General features: G+C 73.4%; 15 protein-coding genes. 5 read left to right on the top strand and 10 right to left on the bottom strand.

The window, feature by feature from the left end:
• Positions 1 to 148 precede the first annotated feature (148 nt).
• Positions 149 to 877 (bottom strand): pyridoxamine 5'-phosphate oxidase family protein, encoded by a 729-nt coding sequence (locus tag ACFVS9_RS25505; protein ID WP_383118075.1) that lies wholly within the window; start codon positions 875 to 877, stop codon positions 149 to 151.
• Positions 878 to 912: 35 nt separating this feature from the next.
• Between ACFVS9_RS25505 and ACFVS9_RS25500 the strand changes: the two genes are divergently transcribed.
• Entirely contained in the window at positions 913 to 2,244 is a 1,332-nt protein-coding gene (locus ACFVS9_RS25500; protein WP_389935754.1) for an aminotransferase class I/II-fold pyridoxal phosphate-dependent enzyme, read from the top strand.
• On the opposite strand, the gene ACFVS9_RS25495 is transcribed toward ACFVS9_RS25500, so the two are convergent.
• Positions 2,231 to 3,286, bottom strand: a complete 1,056-nt coding sequence (locus ACFVS9_RS25495; protein ID WP_389935751.1) for a DMT family transporter — start codon at positions 3,284 to 3,286, stop codon at positions 2,231 to 2,233. The two genes, ACFVS9_RS25500 and ACFVS9_RS25495, sit on opposite strands and share 14 nt — an antisense overlap.
• Before the next feature lie 73 nt (positions 3,287 to 3,359).
• Here ACFVS9_RS25495 and ACFVS9_RS25490 point away from each other — a divergent pair, with 73 nt between their 5' ends.
• Positions 3,360 to 4,274, top strand: coding sequence for a LysR substrate-binding domain-containing protein (locus ACFVS9_RS25490; RefSeq protein WP_383118072.1), 915 nt, complete (start codon positions 3,360 to 3,362; stop codon positions 4,272 to 4,274).
• A 680-nt stretch (positions 4,275 to 4,954) separates the two neighbouring features.
• Here the strand turns inward: ACFVS9_RS25490 and ACFVS9_RS25485 are convergent.
• The 3 genes from ACFVS9_RS25485 to ACFVS9_RS25475 all read right to left on the bottom strand — a co-directional run bounded on the left by ACFVS9_RS25485 (position 4,955) and on the right by ACFVS9_RS25475 (position 8,020).
• The gene (locus tag ACFVS9_RS25485; RefSeq protein ID WP_389935748.1) at positions 4,955 to 5,410 is read right to left on the bottom strand and encodes a Rieske (2Fe-2S) protein; all 456 of its coding nucleotides are present in this window, start codon (positions 5,408 to 5,410) and stop codon (positions 4,955 to 4,957) included.
• 117 nt (positions 5,411 to 5,527) lie between these two features.
• Positions 5,528 to 6,733 (bottom strand): cytochrome P450, encoded by a 1,206-nt coding sequence (locus ACFVS9_RS25480; RefSeq protein ID WP_389935759.1) that lies wholly within the window; start codon positions 6,731 to 6,733, stop codon positions 5,528 to 5,530.
• A 711-nt stretch (positions 6,734 to 7,444) separates the two neighbouring features.
• On the bottom strand, positions 7,445 to 8,020 hold the full coding sequence (locus ACFVS9_RS25475; RefSeq protein ID WP_383118070.1) for a TerD family protein: 576 nt from the start codon (positions 8,018 to 8,020) through the stop codon (positions 7,445 to 7,447).
• A gap of 154 nt (positions 8,021 to 8,174) precedes the next feature.
• Between ACFVS9_RS25475 and ACFVS9_RS25470 the strand changes: the two genes are divergently transcribed.
• On the top strand, positions 8,175 to 8,648 hold the full coding sequence (locus ACFVS9_RS25470) for a sec-independent translocase (RefSeq protein ID WP_389935745.1): 474 nt from the start codon (positions 8,175 to 8,177) through the stop codon (positions 8,646 to 8,648).
• Between the two features lie 58 nt (positions 8,649 to 8,706).
• Here ACFVS9_RS25470 and ACFVS9_RS25465 read toward each other — a convergent pair whose 3' ends face one another.
• The gene (locus ACFVS9_RS25465) at positions 8,707 to 9,285 is read right to left on the bottom strand and encodes a TerD family protein (RefSeq protein WP_389935742.1); all 579 of its coding nucleotides are present in this window, start codon (positions 9,283 to 9,285) and stop codon (positions 8,707 to 8,709) included.
• A 112-nt stretch (positions 9,286 to 9,397) separates the two neighbouring features.
• Here ACFVS9_RS25465 and ACFVS9_RS25460 point away from each other — a divergent pair, with 112 nt between their 5' ends.
• Positions 9,398 to 9,628, top strand: coding sequence for a hypothetical protein (locus ACFVS9_RS25460; RefSeq protein ID WP_383118067.1), 231 nt, complete (start codon positions 9,398 to 9,400; stop codon positions 9,626 to 9,628).
• Positions 9,629 to 9,650: 22 nt separating this feature from the next.
• Here the strand turns inward: ACFVS9_RS25460 and tatA are convergent, their stop codons facing one another.
• The gene (gene tatA / locus ACFVS9_RS25455; RefSeq protein WP_389935739.1) at positions 9,651 to 9,941 is read right to left on the bottom strand and encodes a Sec-independent protein translocase subunit TatA; all 291 of its coding nucleotides are present in this window, start codon (positions 9,939 to 9,941) and stop codon (positions 9,651 to 9,653) included.
• 148 nt (positions 9,942 to 10,089) lie between these two features.
• Between tatA and ACFVS9_RS25450 the strand changes: the two genes are divergently transcribed.
• A complete protein-coding gene (locus tag ACFVS9_RS25450) occupies positions 10,090 to 11,628 on the top strand; it encodes an LCP family protein (protein ID WP_389935736.1) in 1,539 nt (512 codons plus the stop codon).
• A 55-nt stretch (positions 11,629 to 11,683) separates the two neighbouring features.
• On the opposite strand, the gene mgtA is transcribed toward ACFVS9_RS25450, so the two are convergent.
• The 3 genes from mgtA to ACFVS9_RS25435 form a co-directional block, all read right to left on the bottom strand.
• Positions 11,684 to 14,329 carry a magnesium-translocating P-type ATPase gene (gene mgtA, locus ACFVS9_RS25445; RefSeq protein ID WP_389935733.1) on the bottom strand — a complete coding sequence of 882 codons (2,646 nt, stop codon included), beginning with the start codon at positions 14,327 to 14,329 and terminating at the stop codon, positions 11,684 to 11,686.
• The gene (locus tag ACFVS9_RS25440; RefSeq protein ID WP_383118063.1) at positions 14,313 to 14,666 is read right to left on the bottom strand and encodes an ArsR/SmtB family transcription factor; all 354 of its coding nucleotides are present in this window, start codon (positions 14,664 to 14,666) and stop codon (positions 14,313 to 14,315) included. Before ACFVS9_RS25440 ends, mgtA begins: the two co-directional genes overlap by 17 nt.
• 215 nt (positions 14,667 to 14,881) lie before the next feature.
• The gene (locus ACFVS9_RS25435; RefSeq protein ID WP_389935729.1) at positions 14,882 to 16,321 is read right to left on the bottom strand and encodes a DUF6056 family protein; all 1,440 of its coding nucleotides are present in this window, start codon (positions 16,319 to 16,321) and stop codon (positions 14,882 to 14,884) included.
• Positions 16,322 to 16,351 lie beyond the last annotated feature (30 nt).

The following is a 16,351-nucleotide window of genomic DNA, read 5'->3' as shown; positions in this document are numbered from 1 at the left end:
GCCGCAGGGGGCGGGCAGCGGGCGACGGCCATCGAGGGCGACGAGCCGACCAGGACCGGTGTCCGGGCGCCGGGCCGTGGAGCCGATGAGTCACCGGCCGCCGGGCCGACGAGCCCGCCGCTTCGGCCGCCGGCCCCGTGACCACCCGTCATCGTGCCTCCGGCCTGCCACCGCCGTCGGACCGGAGCGCGGTGATGTAGTCCGGGACCCGGACGGCGGGGTCCAGGTCGTCGGACGGCACCGGCGCCGCGTACGCCGGTGCCACCGGAACCACGCCCGCCCAGTGCGGCAGGGCGAGATCCTCCGGCTCGTCGTTCGGGCCGCCCGTACGGATCTTGGCGGAGACCTCGTCGAGGTCGAGACGGATCACCGCGGTCGCGGCGAGCTCCTTCGCGTCCGCCGGGCGCGAGTCCTTCGACCTCCCCGGCACGACCTGGTCCACGATGGCGTCGAGCGCGACGCGCCGCTCCTGCGGGTCGGTCACCGTCCTGGCGATGCCGTGGACCACCACGGAGCGGTAGTTCATCGAGTGGTGGAAGGCGGAACGCGCCAGCACGAGTCCGTCCAGATGCGTCACCGTCAGGCAGACGGCCAGTCCGGGATCCGCCGCGCCCGTGGCGCGCAGCGGACGCGATCCGGTCGAGCCGTGGACGTACAGCCGGTCGCCGATCCGGCCGAACAGGGTGGGCAGGACGACGGGTGCGCCGTCGCGGACGAAGCCGAGGTGGCACAGGTAAGCGGCGTCGAGTATCGAGTGCACCGTCTCCTTGTCGTACGAGGCGCGCTCCCTGGCACGGGTCGGCACCGTGCGCTCCGTGGGCTCGTAGACGGCGGCTCCGGGGAGGCCGGTGCTGTCGGGCGTGGCGGTGTCCGGCATTGCGTACTCCATTGCACTAGTGCATAATATCTTTTGTGCTAGGAGAGTATCGGATCAGTGGGCGGCGTGCATCCGACATCGCCGCGAGTGTGGAACACGGTGTCGCCTCGGGAGACCTCGCGCCCGGTCATGTGCTGCCGCCCATGCGGGAGTTGGCGGTTCTGCTCGGCGTCAATCCGAATACCGTGGCCGCCGCCTACCGGACGTTGCGCGAGCGCGGTGTGATCGAGACGGCGGGGCGGCGCGGGAGCCGGGTGCGGCCGCGTCCGGCGAGCACGGCCCGCGGCTCGCTGAGGGTGGAGGCCCCGCCCGGTGTGCGCGACCTGGGTGACGGCAATCCCGACCCCGCCCTGCTGCCGGGGCTGGGGGAGGCGCTGGCGGTGGCCGCGGAGGCGTATCGGGAAGCGCCCCACCTCTACGGGGACCAGGCGGTGGTCCCCCGGCTCGCGGAGCTCGCGCGGGCCGGACTGGACGCCGACGGGGTGCCCGGCGGACCGCTGGCCGTCACGTCCGGGTCTCTCGACGCGATCGAGCGTGTCCTCACCGCGCACCTCAAGCCGGGTGACGCGGTGGCCGTCGAGGATCCGGGATGGGGCGCCGTGCTGGATCTCGTTCCGGCGCTCGGTATGCGGGTCGTCCCGGTGGCCCTGGACGAGGAGGGCCCGCTGCCCGGGGAGGTGGAGCGTGCCCTGCGGGCGGGGGCCGGGGCCCTGGTGGTCACCGGCCGGGCGCAGAATCCGACCGGTGTGACCGTGGGGAGTCGGCGGGCCGGAGAGCTGCGCGCCGTCCTCGCTGAACACCCCGGCGTGCTCCTGATCGAGGACGACCACGGCCACGCCGTCGTCGACCTCCCCGTGCACCCCCTCGCCGGGGTCACCGAGCACTGGGCCTTCGTACGGTCCGTCTCCAAGGCGTACGGCCCCGACCTGCGGCTCGCCGTACTCACCGGGGACGGGCTGACCGTCGACCGGGTGATGGGGCGTCAGCAGCTGGGGCCCGGATGGGTCAGCGGGCTGCTGCAATGGACGGTGGCGCACCTGTGGGCGACGGGTGCCGTCGATACGGCGGAGGTCGCCCGTTCCTACGGGGAGCGCAGGGACGCCCTCGTGCGCGCGCTGGGGGAGCGGGGGATCACGGCGCACGGGCGGACCGGGATGAACGTCTGGGTGCCCGTGAGCGACGAGACCGGGGCGGTCGCCAGGCTGCTGCACTCGGGCTGGGCCGTTGCCCCGGGGGCGCGGTTCCGGATGACCTCGCCCCCGGGCGTGCGGCTGACCGTCTCGACGCTCTCCGCCGCCGACATCGAACCCCTCGCGGACGCGGTGGCCGAGGCTGCCCCGGCCGCCCGGCCGGTCAGTTACGGCTGACCCGCGGTTCCGGTGCGGTGGCGAGGGGTGATGCGCAGCCGGTGCCAGGTGGCTCGGCGGCACTGTTCCCGCCCCGGCGGGGCTGGGCGGCGGCGCCCCGGCTCCTGCCCTGGGTGAGTGCCGCCCCCGCGAGGACCACCAGGGCGCCCACCGGAGTGTTCCAGCTCAGCCGCTCACCGAGCAGGGTCACTCCGGCCACGGTGGCGATCACCGGGATGAAGTAGGTGACCATCTGCGCCGTCGTGGGCCCGACTTCCTGTACGAGGCCGTACTGCAGGAGGACGGCGAGGCCGGTCCCCAGTGCCCCCAGGGCCACCACGGCGAGCGTGGGCAGCCACGGGTAGCTCTCCGGCGCCGAGGTGAAGACCGGCACGACCAGCGCCAGTTGGACGGTCCCGAGGAAGAGCTGACTTCCCGTCAGTGCGAGGGTCGACGAGCCGGTGCCCGCCAGGGTGCGACGGACGTAGATCCAGCCGACGGGGTAGCTGAGCGAGGCGAGCAGGGCCATCACCGTGCCGGTCGCGTCCAGCCCGGAGAACCCCTGCCACGCGCCCAGTACCGTCAGCACGCCGATGAATCCCAGACCCAGCCCCGCGACACGGCGACGGGTCGGGCGGTCCTCGGAGAGCGCGACCAGGGAGAGCGCCATGCCCCACAGGGGCGAGGTCGCGTTGCAGATCCCGGCGAGGGTCGACGGGATCGTCAGCTCGGCGTACGAGAACAGCGAGAACGGCAGCGCGTTGAGGAGGAACGCGGCGACGAAGAGGTGCCCCCAGGTCCGGCCGGCGCGGGGGAGCCGCTCGCGGCGCACCGCCATGGCGACGGCGAGGACCGCCGTACCGGACAGCAGCCTGCCGAAGGTCACCTGGAACGGGGCGTACCCGTCGGTGCCGACCTTGATCAGCAGGAAGCTGAAGCCCCAGATGAGCGAGAGCGCCGCGAAGCGGACACGCCAGTCGACGGCCCGTCGCCGCTCCGGAGGGGCGGGTGGGGAGGTGCCGGGTGAGGGGGACGGGGTTCTCGGTGTGGCGGGAGCGCTCATGTGACCACCATGGCGAGCACGACCTCGTAGGACAAGTGAAAGTTTATTGGTGCGCTGGCGTAGCATCGCTTACATGTTGAATCTGGAACGCCTGCGGACGCTGGATGCCCTGGCCCGGCACGGCTCGGTGGGCGGGGCGGCCGACGGCCTTCACGTCACCACCTCGGCCGTCTCCCAGCAGATGGCCAAACTGGAACGCGAGGTGGGGCAGCAGCTCCTGGCCAGGAACGGGCGGGGTGTGCGCCTCACCGACGCCGGCCGGCTGCTCGCCGACCACGCCGCGAAGATCCTCTCGCAGGTGGAGCTCGCGCAGTCCGACATCGAGGCCCAGCGGGGCCAGGTGGTGGGCGAGGTCCGGCTCGCCGCGTTCCCGACGGCCGCCCGCGGACTGTTCCCGGCGGCCCTGACCACGCTGCGCGCGGAGCACCCCGAACTCAGGGTGCGCACGACCGAGCTGGAACCGGAGGGCGGCATCCGCGCGGTTCTCCGGGGTGACGTCGATCTCGCCGTGGTGCTCGACTGGAGCAACAAGCGCCTGCCCGTGCCCGGGGGGCTGGCCAAGGCCGGACTCCTCGACGACGCGCCCGACATCGCCATGCCCGCCGACCATCCCCACGCGGACCGGGCCGAGGCCGACATCGAGGACTTCGCCGACGACGACTGGGTGTCCTGGCCGGAGGGTGAATTCTGTTACGACTGGCTGATGTTCACCCTGCGCTCCAAGGGGATCGAGCCCCGGATCGCCCATCTGGCGGGCGAACACCACACCCAACTCGCCCTGATCGCAGCGGGGTTCGGTGTCTGCGTGGCGCCTCGGCTGGGCCGGGGGCCGGTGCCCGAAGGGGTGCGCCTGGTGCCGGTCCGCCAGCCGATGCGACGGCACGTCCACGCGGTGTGGCGCACGGACGCGGACCGCAGGCCGTCCATCAGGGCTGCGGTGGAGGCCCTGAGATCCGCGGGCCGGGCGCTGCACACGCCTGTTCACTGAGCCCGCGAGGCGGACACCGCACATGCCGGCCCCGGAGCCTGCGGATCGGGTGCGGCGTCCGCGGATCCCCTGAGCCGGGCGGCCGGACAGCCATCTGATGTCCCGCGGCCTCACGTCCCACGAACGTGGCGGCCTGGCGGGCCGTGCGGTGCGGTGTCCACGGCCATGGCGGACCGTGCTGTCTGACGGCTTGTCGGGTCCGGCGCAGCCTTGCACGTCGTACGCCGTGCGGCACCGACGCCCGATTCCGGTCGCGTACTCCGCCGCGAACAGCCGCTTTCCGGAGTCCGGTTCGGCAGGGCGCTCGCCCCCCGTGCGGGGGTACTCGCCGACGAAATGGCCCCCGTCGGCCAGTTCCCGCGTTCCTGCCGCGCAGTTCGCCGTACGCCGTCCCGCCGTGCACCACCACGGCGCCCCTCGGAGCGTGCGGGGAGCCGGACCGGGGAGCGGAGCCGGCCAGGAGGTGCCGCGTAGGACAGCCCGCCGGCGTGGGGCGTGCCGGCGGGGGAGACCGTGAGGCGTGGCAGGTGCGCGGTCGCGTCAGGCCGACGTTCCGTTCCGCCCGGTCGTCGCGCCCCCGACGGCCAGGTCGTTCGCCGACGCCCACGGGATGCCTTCCAGGGGCCCGTCCGGTTACGGAATCACGGGCCTCGCACGGGATCACACGATGGCCCCGACGCTCACGCCAGGGTGATGGAGCCGCCCTCCACCCGGATCCGCTTCTCCGGAAGCGGCAGGGTCGCCGGGCCTCCGGTCGCCTCGCCGGTCGCCGCGTCGAACGTACTGTCATGACACGGGCAGGTGATGACACCGTCGGCGACGCCCCTCACCGCGCAGCCCTGATGGGTGCACTTCGACGAGAACGCCTTGAACTCCCCGGCTTTCGGCTGAGTCACCACCACTCCCTCGTCGGCGAAGACCACACCTCCGCCCTCCGGGATGTCGGCGGTCGCGGCGAGGGGCGCGCCACCGTCCGCGCCGTCGCCCTTGCCGGCCGGTTCGGAGGCGTCCGTACCGCCCTGCCCCTCCGATCCGCCCCCGCACGCGGCGAGAGCGGCGGCCGCCAGTCCCGTCGCGCCGACCGCGATGACCGTGCGGCGCGCGAAGCGACCCTGGTTCTCCTGCGATGTGCTCATTCGGTTTCCCTTCATCGGGTACGGACGTCAGGTGAGGGGCTCGTAGGACAGCGGCACGGATCCGCCGGCAGTGGGATCAGGGGCAGCCAGGCCCTTCCCGGCTGTCACGGAGAGCCCTCAGTCGTTCAGGCGCACCGGCAACGCCCGCACGCTGTTGCCGACGAACGAGGCGAGGCGGGGGAGTCGGGCCTCCGGGACGGCGAGATCGAGCGAGGGGAAGCGGGCGAAGAGCTGACCGAGCGCGGCGACGCTCTCCAGCCGGGCCAGCGGTGCGCCCATGCAGTAGTGCGCACCGTGGCCGAGGGAGAGGTGCCGGGTCGCGTGGTCGCGGGTGACGTCGAAACGCCCGGCGTCGGGACCGTGGGCCGTCACGTCGCGGCCCGCCGCGGAGTATCCGGCGAGCACCGGGGTGCCCCGGGGGATCACCGTCCCGTCGAACGTCAGGTCGCGGGTCGGGTAGCGGAACGGGAAGTAGCTGACCGGGCTGTCCCAGCGCAGCGTCTCCTCCACCACGTCGGCCCAGCTCGCCCCGCCCGCCAGGACGAGGTCGAGCTGATCCCGGTGGGTGCACAGGGCGCGCACGGCGTTGGTGATCAGGTTGAGCGTGGTCTCGTGCCCGGCGATGATCGTGAGCATCAGCGTGCCGATCAGCTCGTGCGGGCCGAGCCGGTCGCCGTTCTCGTCCCGGGCCGCGATCAGCGCGCTGATCAGGTCGTCCCCCGGGTCCTCCTGCCGGGCGGCCGCGACCGCGACGAGCACCTCCACCATCTCCCGGTTGACCGCCGTCGCCTCCGCGGGGCCGGTGTCGGTGGCGACGATGCGGCTGGACAGGGCGTGCAGCCGGTCGTGGTGCGCGGCGTCCACCCCCAGCAGTTCACCGATGACGCCCATGGGCAGGGGCAGCGCGAAGTGCGCACGGAGGTCGACGACACCGCCACCGGCGGCGGCGGCGCGTTCGAGACCGTCCAGCAGCGAGGCCGTCAACGCCTCGACACGCGGGCGTAGTTCCTCCACACGGCGGGTGGTGAAAGCCTTGCTCATGAGGGCCCGCAGCCGCCGGTGGTCGTCCCCGTCGGCGGTGGTCATCCCCTGTACTGTCGCGAACGCCCCCAACGGCCAGCCGTCCGGGATCTCGCCCGCCTGGAGCGCCGCGAAGTGCCGCGCGTCCTTGGCGACGTCGGGGTGCGCCAGGAACTCCTTGAGAGCGGCATGGCCCAGGACCGCCATGCCCTTCACCTCGCCGGGCAGGACCACCTCGGTGACCGCGCCCCGGGACAGCAGACGGGCGTTGGCCGCGTGCGGGCAGCCACCGGAGGGGTCCATCCGGTGCGGGCGGCCGGGCGCGGGGTCCGCCGGTGACGTGTTCAACAGGGCTCCTCCGGGACGAAGGGCGGGCGACGGCACGAGTACGCGGTGCTCCGCAGCCCGATACCCCGGCCCCTGCCGTGCCAACCGGCCGGAACCACGGGGGGCCGTTGCGGGGGCCGACAAGGGACGCGCTCTCCTCGGAGATGCGCCGAGCCCTGCCACGGGACGGGGAACACGGGCAGCGTAGACCACGGGCCCCGGCCGGTCCCAGGACACGAGGGCCCGGCGCCGGGGCTCGTACGGAAGCCACCCGGGGCACGGCCGCCCCGGTGCTCCGTATGGACACCCCCTCGGCACGGACGTCCCGCCGTTCCGGAAGGCCACCCTCGGCACGGAGGCCCTGCCGTTCCGGAGGCCACCTGCCGCATGGCTGCTCCACCCTCCCGGAAGGTCTCCCAGGACACGGGCGTCCCACCGCTCCGGGAAGGTTCCCCGACCCGGACCCCTACCGCTCCCGGAGGCAACCCTGGACGCGGCCGCCCGGCCGCGCCCGAAGCCTGTCGAGGGCGGGGCCGAGGAGGCGGCGGCAGTTCCGCCCACAGGGCTCCAGTGGTGCGTCGCACCCGGGGCCCCCGACAGACGCCCCGTACGACGGAAGGCGAGCCCGGGAGGGGTGCCCCCGTGCTCGCCTTCGCCCGCGCGTCGTACGGACGCCCGGGTGCGGCGTCAGATGTTGACGCCGAAGTCGGCCGCGATGCCGGCCAGACCGGAGGCGTAGCCCTGGCCCACCGCGCGGAACTTCCACTCGCTGCCGTGGCGGTACAGCTCGCCGAAGACCATGGCGGTCTCCGTCGAGGCGTCCTCGCTCAGGTCGTAACGGGCCAGCTCGACGTTGTCGGCCCGGTTGACCACCCGGATGAAGGCGTTGCGGACCTGGCCGAAGCTCTGGCCGCGCGCGGGCGCGTCGTGGATGGAGACCGGGAAGACGATCTTCGCGACCTCGGCGGGCACGGAGCCCAGGTCCACGTTGATGGACTCGTCGTCGCCCTCGCCCTCGCCGGTGAGGTTGTCGCCGGTGTGCTGGACCGAACCGTCCGGGCTGTTCAGGTTGTTGTAGAACACGAAGTGCCGGTCGGAGACGACCTTGCCGGCTTCGGTGCACAGGAGGGCGCTGGCGTCGAGGTCGTGATCGGCACCGGTGGTGGTGCGCACGTCCCAGCCGAGCCCGATCGTCACGGCGGTGAGGCCGGGGGCCTCCTTGCTGAGCGATACGTTGCCGCCCTTGGACAGGCTGACTCCCACGAGTGTTCCTCCATTGCTGTGGTTCTGTGTCGTCATCCGGTCCAACGCCGGAGCGGCCACTATGGTTCCATCGATTGCGCAACTTTGAAACTATCGATGACGGCTGTGGCGGCCCTGGCGGTACGAGGGCCACGGCGGCCCGGGAGGCGGCGGCGTGTTCTCCGATGTGGGATTCCTGGAACTGGTCACGCTCGTGATCCTGGCCCTCGTGCTGTTCGGCCCGGACAAGCTGCCCGAGGCGATCAGGACCGTGTCCGCGTTCGTCCGGAAGTTCCGGGAGTTCTCCGAGAACGCGAAGAACGAGGTGCGGACGGGGCTGGGGCCGGAGTTCGAGAACTTCGAGTTCGAGGACCTGAACCCGCGGACGTTCGTGCGCAAGCACGTGCTGGACGGCGACGGCCTGGGGCTCGGCGCCGTCCGCGACGCCCTGGACCCGCGCCCGGAGCTGGAGGAGGTCGTGGACGCCGTACGGGGAGCGGCCGGTGCGGAGCCGGCCGCGGGCTCCCCCTCGGACCGGCCCCGTCCGGCGGGGGAGCCGGCCGGTGGTGCGGAGGAGCCCGTCTCCTTGCGCAAGGGCGGGGAGGGTGCGGCGGCCGGGCGTCCCCCGGTGGACCCGGACACGACCTGAGCCGCGGCGGCGGGGCCGCGCGGGCTGAGGCCGTCGGCCCTGTCCGCGGGCGGCGGGATCAGCCGACGTTCACGCCGTAGTCGGTGGCGATGCCGCTCAGCCCCGAGGCGTAACCCTGGCCGATGGCGCGGAACTTCCACTCGCCGCCCCTGCGGTACAGGGCGCCGAAGACCATCGCGGTCTCCCCGGCGGCGTCGTAGGAGAGCTCGTACCGGCACATCTCCCGGCCGGTGAGGTTGTCCACGACCCGGATGAAGGCCTCGTCGACCTGGCCGAAGTTCTGGCCGCGCTCCTCGGCGGCGTGGATGGACACGGCGAAGACCACCTGTCCGGTCTCCTCGCCGAGCCGGTCGAGGTCGATGAGGATCTGCTCGTCGTCGCCCTCGCCCTCGCCGGTGAGGTTGTCGCCCGTGTGCCGGACCGCGCCGTCGGGGCTCGTGAGGTTGTTGTAGAAGACGAAGTGGGAGTCGGAGACGACCTTCAGGTCCGGGCCGCACACGATCGCCGACGCGTCCAGGTCGAAGTCGGCGCCGCCGGTAGGCCGGGCGTCCCAGCCCAGGCCGACGGTGACGTCGGCGAGTGGAGTGCCGTCCTGGCTGAGGACGACGTTCTGGCCCTTGGTGAGGCTGACGCCCATGTGCGCTGCTTCTCCCGAGTCGAGACGGTGCCGGACGCCCTGAGGGCGGGCGGTCCCGGCGTGACGGACTTCACGATAGTTTAGAACATGCGCAACTATTAAAGTGATGTGCATGACTGGAGACGGTGCGACGGTGTGGGAAGTGGCGGTACTGGACGGCGGGCCGGCCGACGGACTGCGGATGAGGGTCGCCGACCGGCCCGGGGTGGTCCAGGTGACCTGCCCCTGCGAGGTGGAGGAGCCGCCGGCCCGGGTGCGGGTGGAGGCGCTGTACGTCTACCGCCGTGACCCGCAGGTGCGGGGCGAGCCGCTCCGCTACGGCTTCGACGCCGCCAGCCCCTGACGTGCCCGCCCGGGGCGCGCGGTCATCGCGCCTGGGTCGTGCCCTCCGGCGCCACCGGGTGGAGCGGGGCCGCGTCGCCGGGCGCGGTCTGCGCGGTCCGGGCCGCGGCGGGGTCGGCCGGGGCGGACTGCGCGGCCGGGGCGGCGGCGGGTGTCGCGCCGTCCTCCTTCATGGCCTTCGTCTCGCTCTTGAGGATCCGCAGGGACTGGCCCAGCGCGCGTGCGGAGTCCGGCAGCTTCTTCGACCCGAACAGCATGATGACCACGATCGCCAGGATCAACAGGTGCCAGGGTTCCAGTCCGTTGCGGAGCATTGCCACCACGTCCTTTCTCTCGCCGGTGCGGGGGTGCGCCGCCAGGTGCGACGCACGCCACTAAAGATTGCTAGATTGCGCAACTGTACAAGCTTGGGGCGGGTTCAGTCGTCCCCTTCGCCGCAGCCGGACGAATGAGGGCGCACAGATGACAGGCAGTCACCGGGCGGGGACGACCGCGCGCCGGAGCACGAGGACCAAGGCCTCCGGCAGGCGGCCGGGGCGGAGCCGGATACGGATCGTCCTGGCCACGGCGGTGTCCCTGCTCGTCCTGCTGACCGCGGGCGCGGGCTGGGCGTACCTCAGGCTCAACGGCAACATCGACACCTTCGGCGCGGACGGCATCTCCGACGACCGGCCCGACGCGGCGTCCGACGGACAGAACGTCCTGGTGATCGGGTCGGACGCGAGGACCGGCGGGAACAGCGACCTCGGAGGCGGCGACAAGAACGACATCGGCCGCTCCGACACCGCGTTCCTGCTCCACGTCTACGCCGACCGGCAGCACGCGGTCGCCGTCTCCATCCCCCGCGACACGCTGCTCGACATACCGCCGTGCAAGCTGCCCGACGGAAGCTGGACCGAGACCAGGCGCCAGGCCATGTTCAACGAGGCGTACACCGTGGGGAGTACGGCCGAGGGCAACCCCGCCTGCACCCAGAACACCGTCGAGAAGCTCACCGGACTGCGCGTCGACCACACCGTCGTCGTGGACTTCAAGGGCTTCTCGGAGCTGACGGACGTCGTCGGCGGTGTGGAGGTGTGCGTGCCGCAGGACATCTACCAGCAGGACCTGAACCCCAACCGCGCCACACGCGGCAAGCGCCTGTTCACCGAGGGGGTGCAGACCGTCTCCGGCCAGAAGGCCCTGGACTACGTACGCATCCGGCACGGCATCGGCGACGGATCCGACATAGGCCGCATCAAACGGCAGCAGGCGTTCGTCGGCAGTCTGCTGAAGAAGGTGAAGAGCGACGGGCTCACCCCCACGAAGCTGCTGCCCCTCGCGGACGCGGCGACCACGTCCATGACCGTCGACCCCGGCCTCGGGTCCGCCGACAAGCTGGTCTCCTTCGCGATGTCGCTGAAGGACATCGACCTGAACGACACCCGGTTCGTCACCATCCCCTGGCGGTACGAGGGTGCGCGCGTCGCGATCGTCGAGCCGGACGCCGGGGCGCTCTGGGCCGCCCTGAGGGCCGACCGCACCCTCGACGGCCAGGACGCCGGCGGCACGGGCAAGAAGAAGGAGAAGGACGCCACCGCCTCGCCGGACGCGGACGAGCAGGTCTCGGGCGAGGGCATCTCCGTCACCGTGCACAACGGCACCCAGGTCACCGGCCTCGCCGCCCGCGCGGCGGACGCCCTGGAAGCCGCGGGCGTCACCGTCACCGGCACGTCCACGGCGAGCGGCCAGGACCACCGCACCACGGTCATCGAGTACGGTCCCGGCCGCAAGAAGGACGCCGAGACCCTGGCCCGGCTCCTGGGCACCGGGGAGCTCCGCTCCGGCGCCGACGGCCTGGACGTCGTACTCGGGCAGACCTACGCGGACCAGGCCGCCGCCGCACCCTCCGGCGGGGAGTCGGCCACGGCGTCCCCGGCGCCCTCCGAGGTGCCCGCCGAGGTCGCCGAGAGCTCCCGTGCCGCGGACGACGACCTCTGCGCCGGGCTCTCCTACGGATGATCCGGCCCCGCCGCGCGGGACCGCGGGACACCCGCACCGGGCGGTGGAACGACCCCTACCGCCCGGTGGCCTGCCGGTCGTACCGGGAGCGGGCGACCGCCAGCGCCCCCGTGTACAGCGCGAGGACCGCGGCGAGCAGCGGGTAGTACAGGGCCGGCAGCGCGGTCATGCCCAGCAGCGGGCCGAGCGGGGAGAGCGGCAGCAGGATGCCGATGACGGCGAGCCCCGCCGCGGCCCAGCGGACCGGGCTCCCGGTGCGGCCCTCGGCGGTGCGGCGCCCGGTGCGCAGCAGCAGCATCACCAGTGCCTGGGTGAGGAGGTTCTCCGTGAACCACCCGGAGTGGAAGGCGGCCTGGGCCGAACCGGCCGCGTCGTGCAGGGCGAGGGCGAGGACACCGAAGGTCGCCAGGTCGGCCGCCGCGCCGAGCAGCCCGAAGCCGGTGATGAAGCGGAGGAAGTTGCGGGGCTGGAGCACCGTCGGCGCGCGGAGCGAGGCCGGGTGGAGCCGGTCGAAGGCGAAGGCGAGCTGGGCGGCGTCGAAGCACAGGTTCTGGACCAGGATCTGCGCCGGGAGCATCGGCAGGAAGGGCAGCATCAGGCCGGTCGCCAGCATCGCGATCACGTTGCCGAGGTTCGAGGAGAGCGTGATGCGCAGATAGGTGGCGATGTTCACGCTGCTGTGCCGGCCGGAGGTGATCGCGTGGGCGATGGCCGTGAGGTCCTTCTCGGCCAGGACCACGTCGGCGCTCTCGCGGGCGACGTCCACGGCGTCGCGCGGACAGAGGCCGACGTCCGCCGCGTGGAGCGCCGGCAGGTCGTTGACGCCGTCGCCGAGGAACCCCGTGGTGTGCCCGTCGGCACGCAGCGCCGAGATGATCCGGGCCTTGTGCCCGGGAGCGCAGCGCGCGAAGACGGTGGTGCGGCGGGCGAGGTCCGCGAGCTGGTCGTCGGTCAGGGCGTCGATGGTGTCGGCGGCGACGACGTCGCCGGGGTCGAGCCCGAGATCCCCGCAGGCACGGGCCGCCGTCCCCGGGTGGTCGCCTGTGAGGACCTTGACCGTGACTCCCCGGTCCGCGAAGACCTTCAGGGCGTCCGCCGCCGTCGGCGCGAGCGCGTCGCGCAGGGCGACGAAGCCGACGAGGGTCAGGCCCCGCTCGTCGGCCGGGGTGTAGTCACGCGTGCGGGCGTGCCGTTCGCAGACGGCGACCGCGAGGAGCCTCAGGCCGCTCCGCGCCTCCCGCGCGGCGAGCGCCAGCAGCCGGGACCGCTCGTCCTCGCCGAGCGCACACCGCTCGATCACGTCCTCCGGGGCGCCCTTGACGACCATCGTGTGGACACCGAGGCGGCCCGGGCGGCGTACGACCGCGGTGGAGAGGCGCCGTACCGGATCGAAGGGCAGCGCGGCCACGCCTTCGTACCCCGGCGGCCCCTCCTCACCGACGGCGTCCAGGATCGCCTCGTCCAGGACGTCCGGGGCGGGCAGGTCGGCCAGCTGGAGCGTCCACCAGGCGTTGACGCCGGCCCAGTGCAGCACCTCGGGATCCGGACGGCCGTGCACGTCCAGGGCGTGGTGCAGGACCGGCCGGTCCTGGGTGAGGGTGCCCGTCTTGTCGAGGCACAGCACGTCGACCGCGCCGAGATCGTGCAGCGCGGGCAGGCGCTTGACGATCACCCTGTGGTCCCGGGCGAGCAGCGACGCCCCGCGGGCCAGGGCGGTGGTGACGATGACCGGCAGCATCTCCGGGGTGAGGCCGACCGCGACCGCCACCGCGAACGGCAGCGTCTCGAAGCCCCGGCCGCGCAGCGCCGCGTTGGCCATGAGCACCAGCGGCGGGGTCAGCAGCATGAAGCGGATGAGGACCCAGGAGATGCCGTGCACCGACCGGTCGAACGCGCTGGGCACGCGCCGCCCCGGGCCGCTCTGGGTGGCGGCGAAGCGGGTCTGCGCCCCGGTGGACACGACGACCGCGGTACCGCTGCCCGACGCCACGCTGCTGCCCTGGAAGCACAGCTGCGGCACGTCGAACAGTCCGCCCCCCGGCTCCGGCGCGTCCACGGGGTGTTTGGCCACCGGCGCCGACTCGCCCGTCAGCGGCGCCTGGTGCACGGTCAGGCCGCTCGCGCGCAGCAGCCGCACGTCGGCGGGGACCAGGTCACCCGGGCCCAGACGTATCACGTCGCCCGGCACCAGCTCGTCGACCGGGATCTCCCGCGACCGGGGCGCCGCGTCCTCGTCCGCGCGCCGCAGCACCGTCGCCGTGGTCGCCACCAGCTTCCGCAGCGCGGCCACCGACCGGTCGGCACGGCGTTCCCCGCCCGCCCGCAGCACACAGCTGACCACCACCAGGGAGAGGATCACGCTCGCGGTGGCCCAGGCCGCCACCGTGGCCGAGACCAGTCCCAGACACAGCAGCACCACGGTGAACGGATCCCGCAGGCTTCCGGTCAGGCGGCGCGGCCAGGAGGCCGCGCGCCACGGCGGCACCGTGTTCTCGCCGAACCGGGCGAGCCGCTCCGCCGCCTCCGCCTCGACGAGGCCGCGGGGCCCGCTCTCCAGGCGCCGCAGTATCTGGAGGGAGGTGAGCGCGGGCCAGTGCGGAGGCCCGTCGCCCGGCCGGAGGTCCGTGCCCGTCGGCCGGGGTGCCCACGGACCCGCGGTGTCGGTAGCGCCGGCCGCCGCTGTCTCAGGCACCGAGGTCACGGAGGCGGGGGGCCGGGGCGTGCGCGGCACGGTCGGTCAGCTGGCCGATCATCAGCCGCACCACGGTCACCACGTCGGCGTCGTCGACGAAGTAGACCTGCCGCCGCCCCTCCCGCCGGGAACGTACGAGGCCGGCGAGCTTCAGCTTCGTCAGGTGCTGGCTCACCGCCGGCAGAGCTCCGCCCACGCGCTGGGCGAGTCCGCTCACATCGCTCTCGCCCTCCGCGAGGGCCCACACGATGTGCAGGCGCGGGGGCGACGCCAGCAGCCCGAACGCCGCCGCCGCGTCCGCCAGTACCTCGGCGGGCGGATCGCCGGAGTCCCCTGCTGTCACCATCGTCTCCCGTCCGGCCCGGACCGCGTGGCCGGGCCCGAAGGCTCCCAGTGTAGGGGCCGTGCCGTGCACCGGATCCGCGGCTCCGGAGCCGTCCCGCGACCGCCCCCGTACGCCGCCGGGCGGGTGCCGCCGGACCGTGGCCGCCGCGACCCCCTACCGCGCGCGGCCGCCCGGGGTGACGGACCGGCCCGCGTGGCGGTGGTCCCGCCGGACGGTCACGTGCTCGGACGCCGTCCGTCCGTGACCTTCTTCACCTGGTAGTAGGTGGCGACGCACGAGGCGGGCCACGGCCGCTTGCCCCCGTTGCCGAACGGTTCCGACATCTTGCTGATGACGAGCGGTGTGTAGGGCAGCACCGTCGCCCCCGCCGCGGCCCGCGCGCGCAGCTCCCGGTCCTGGCGGTCCCAGGCCCCGGCCCGCACCCGCATGTCCGACTCCAGATCCCGCAGGGACACGGCGAGCACGGCCGTGACACACACGCAGGCGAGCACGGCACCCGCCGCCAGCGGCCGTACGCCCGGCCGGTAGCGGCGCGCCGCCAGGTTCCCGAGGAGGCCGCCCGCGCCGACGAGCAGCAGGACCATCGGGAACAGGAAGTCGTTCCACAGCCGGTTGGAGGTCGCGACCGAGGGGCCGAACGCCGGATAGGCGATCACCAGGCAGACGTATCCGGAGAGCAGCAGCGCGACCGCCGCGGCGACCAGGAGCAGGGGCGCCCTGCGGTCGGGCCGGGGGATGCCCCCGTCCGCGCGGCGCAGGAGCACCCCGAGCAGCACCCCCACGGCCACCACGGCGACGTACTGCCAGCTCGTCACCAGTGTGTGCAGCACCTGCGTGTACCCCCGCAGCGAGGCGGAGAGCGATTCCGGCGCGAACATGGAGTCCGCGTGGTGGCGCGTACGCCGGTTCCGTGAGCCGGGTGAGGTGAGGAGCACCGCGGTGCCGACGAGGATCCCCGCCCCCGCGGCCGCGCACCAGGCCCGCACGAAAGCGCGCCGCCCCGCCGGAAACAGGCCGCGGTCCAGCAGCAGCGTCATCGCGAGCAGGGCCAGGGCGACCACGGAGGTCTCCTCGGAGAGCGTGCCCATGACGGCCCCGAGGACGAACGCCGACGCGACGGCGAAGGCCTTTCCCCGTCGCGAGACCGCCAGCAGCGCCGGGATCGTGGCGGCGGCGGCCAGGACCGGCGGGAAGGTGTGGGAGACCGAGGAGGCCGGCCAGAAGAAGGTCTTGTAGGTGTTCGTGGAGGCGAAGCAGAAGACGGCCAGGACCATGGCCGCCGAGAACAGCGGGACGCCCCGGGGCACCCGCCACCCCGTGTGCCGCAGCAGCGCCGCCGCCCACGCCCACAGCAGCGCCAGCATCACGACGGTGCTGATCCCGGCGAACCACTGCTGGCCGGCGACACCGTAGGCGGCGTACGAGCCGACGAGCACCGCGTTGGCGATCCGGCCGTTGTCCGTGAAGTAGAACTGGTCCATCAGGCCCATGAAGCCCTGGTCGCGCACGACCGGCAGGAAGCACCACTCGTCCCCGCTCGGACGGACCCAGCGCGCGAACCAGGAAGCGCCGGCGAAGAGCCCCAGCGGGAGCAGGGACAGCAGCACCGCACCCGCCGTGACCAGGCGGGGGGAGAACGCGGCCGGACTCCGCACCTCACCGGACCCGCTGACGCCGCTGTCGGC

The sequence above is a fragment of the Streptomyces sp. NPDC058008 genome, assembly GCF_042886395.1.
In the GTDB taxonomy this organism is placed as follows: Bacteria; Actinomycetota; Actinomycetes; order Streptomycetales; family Streptomycetaceae; genus Streptomyces.
Note: the sequence above shows the minus strand (reverse complement) of the source record. Positions and strands in the feature narration are given on the sequence as shown.